The following is a 2,653-nucleotide window of genomic DNA, read 5'->3' as shown; positions in this document are numbered from 1 at the left end:
AAAAAAATAAACCGACCTGTCTAAGGTCGGCAATACGGGTGATAATATTTATTTATGAAGCTTATTTGATATCAATTGTTTTCTTTTTAGGAGTTTGTTTTTCTTTTTTAGGAAGAGTTACTTCTAAAATTCCATTTTCATATTTTGCATCAATTTCATCTTCTTTTACATTATCAATCTGGAATACACGCTGGAAACTTCCTGTCCTTCTCTCACGTCTAATATAATTTTCCTTTTCTTCCTCAAACTTTTCTTCATTTTGAGCAGAAATTGTTAGATAGTTATCAGTTATTTCTATATTTATATCTTCTTTACTTAATCCTGGTAATTCAGATTCAATAATGTAGTTCTCGTCTGTTTCTTTTACATCGGTCTTAAAACTTTTTGTGTCTATAGCATTAAAGGCATCACTGAAAAATTCATTTACTAAACTATTAAAAGGATCTCCTTTTCCTTCTTCTACTTCCCCACGACGACGATTTCTGAATGGTACAAGATCAAACATCAAAAACCACCTCCATTTGTATTTTTGTTTTTCTTTGACTTTCTTTGATTTTCTATTAATATTATAATACTAACATCAGAGATGGTCAAATTTTAAAACAGATAGATTTTTCCTTATATTTGTAATTATAGTTGATTATCTTTAAATTTCTCCTGTTTTCACATCAAATCATAATTTTATAACCCTAAAAAATTCTTAATTTTTTCCGCTGAACTATTGATAATATCTTCTTTGGTTAAACCTGCTCTTTGAATAACATCATTTAAGAAAGTTATATCTCCTACTTCAGTATGAAAATGAGCATCACTATTTAAACTTACAGGTACTCCTCTTTGTTTAGCCAATTTACATAAGTTTATACTCATTTCATGATTTCCTCTTCTTCCTAATTTAAAATCATAAAAGGAGCTGGCATTAGCTTCCAGAATAACATTATTTTCAAAAGCTGATTCTACTATTTTCTCAATGTTTACTGGAAAAGCAGCATTAGCTGGATGAGTTATCATCTGTACATAAGGATTTTCCATAGCTTTGATTATTACTCTTGTATTATCTTTTTTAGTATTTAAGTTATATCCTGCATCTGAATGAATACCTGCAGCTACAAAATCAAGTCTTTTTAACCTCTCTTCAGGTAAATCTATTGATCCATCATTCATTATATTAGCTTCAATTCCTGCTATTATTCTAACTCCATATAATTCATCAGGAATAATTCTCATGTTGCCAAAATGAAATTGATGAGGTCCTCCAGGCATTTTAGGCCCATGATTAGTGATTGCAATTAATTTCAATCCTTTTTCACTTGCTGACCTTGCCAATTCATCTACAGTAGAATAAGCATGACCACTGGCAATAGTGTGAGTATGCAAATCCGCTTTTATATTTATTTTCATCTAGATCATCCTCCATAATTAAAAAATTATTTCCGAGAGATAAATTACAAAAGTAACAGAAAAAACACTTAAGATAGTTGTCATCATAACTACCTGTGAAGCAAAAGAAGGCTGATTATCATATTCCACTGCTATCAAGGCAGTGGTTACAGCTGTTGGAGCAGCAGAAGTGATGAATAATACTTTTGCCATAATTCCATCAATACCTAAAATTAATATTAATAAAAAAGCAATTAAAGGCCCACCTAATAATCTAAAAAAACTTGCAATATAAATTGAAGGATCTTCAAGATTTATTTTTATTCTAGAAAGCTGTACTCCAAGAGTTAACAATGCTACAGAAATAAAACCCTGTTCTAGATATTCCATTGCCGGCCAGAGAAAAAATCCACTAAAATCATAGGAAAATGTTTTCATAATAAAAGCTAATATTATCACATAGATTGGAGGATACATAAAAACTTTTTTTAGTGAAGATTTGAGACCAACTTTTCCTCTCCCCGCATTAAAAAAACCAACTGTATAAATTAATAAAGTTTGAAGAATTAAAACCATTACCTGTATTGAAAAGGCATAGGCTGAATTATTAAAAATCAAAGCAATTAATGGCAGGCTATAATTTCCGGCATTAAAAAAAATAGTTGAGTTTTTAAAGGCATTAGTTAAAGAAGGGCCATAATTCCTATATTTACTTAAAGCAGTAGATATTAATGAAATTATAACTAAAAATAATAAAGAAAAATATACTATATTCATCATTTCCAGTTTAAGTTCTGTATTATAAATCTGGATTAAAACTAAAGCAGGAACAAAAATATAAAAATTTAATTTATTAAGTGAGTTTATATCAATCTCAAAAAAATTATTCAATATGTATCCTAAAGAAATTATCAAAAATATAGGAGCAATATTTTCAGTAAAAATATAAAATAATAAATCCAATTTTACTACCTCCTCTCTGCTATTTGATATTACACTGCCATCCTACAAAATTTAATTTTTATAGGCAAATATATTTTTTATTAACTTAAAATTAGATAAAACTGAGATTGCTATCATTATAAATAAAATCAAACTAATCGGATGCTGAAAAATAGATAAAAACAATTTCGGGATAGAAGGTACATAGGCAAATGCTCTTCTAAAACTGGGATCCATTATATCTCCAAGTACAAGAGCTAAAACTATCGGGGCAATCGGATAATCATAATTTTTTAATATAAATCCTAAAAATCCAATAATCATCATAACT

4 protein-coding genes are annotated in these 2,653 nt (G+C 28.5%); all 4 read right to left on the bottom strand.

Annotated features, from left to right (window positions below; translation table 11 throughout):
- Positions 1 to 61 precede the first annotated feature (61 nt).
- Positions 62 to 505, bottom strand: a complete 444-nt coding sequence (locus VJ881_02170; GenBank protein ID HKL74847.1) for an Hsp20/alpha crystallin family protein — start codon at positions 503 to 505, stop codon at positions 62 to 64.
- A gap of 176 nt (positions 506 to 681) precedes the next feature.
- A complete protein-coding gene (locus VJ881_02165; GenBank protein HKL74846.1) occupies positions 682 to 1,401 on the bottom strand; it encodes a phosphatase in 720 nt (239 codons plus the stop codon).
- An 18-nt stretch (positions 1,402 to 1,419) separates the two neighbouring features.
- Positions 1,420 to 2,343 (bottom strand): AEC family transporter, encoded by a 924-nt coding sequence (locus tag VJ881_02160; protein ID HKL74845.1) that lies wholly within the window; start codon positions 2,341 to 2,343, stop codon positions 1,420 to 1,422.
- Between the two features lie 51 nt (positions 2,344 to 2,394).
- A partial coding sequence (locus tag VJ881_02155) for a hypothetical protein (GenBank protein ID HKL74844.1) occupies positions 2,395 to 2,653 on the bottom strand: 259 nt, incomplete at its 5' end.

Source organism: Halanaerobiales bacterium, assembly GCA_035270125.1.
Classification (GTDB): domain Bacteria; phylum Bacillota; class Halanaerobiia; order Halanaerobiales; family DATFIM01; genus DATFIM01.
This window is presented reverse-complemented; position numbering and strand designations above follow the sequence as displayed.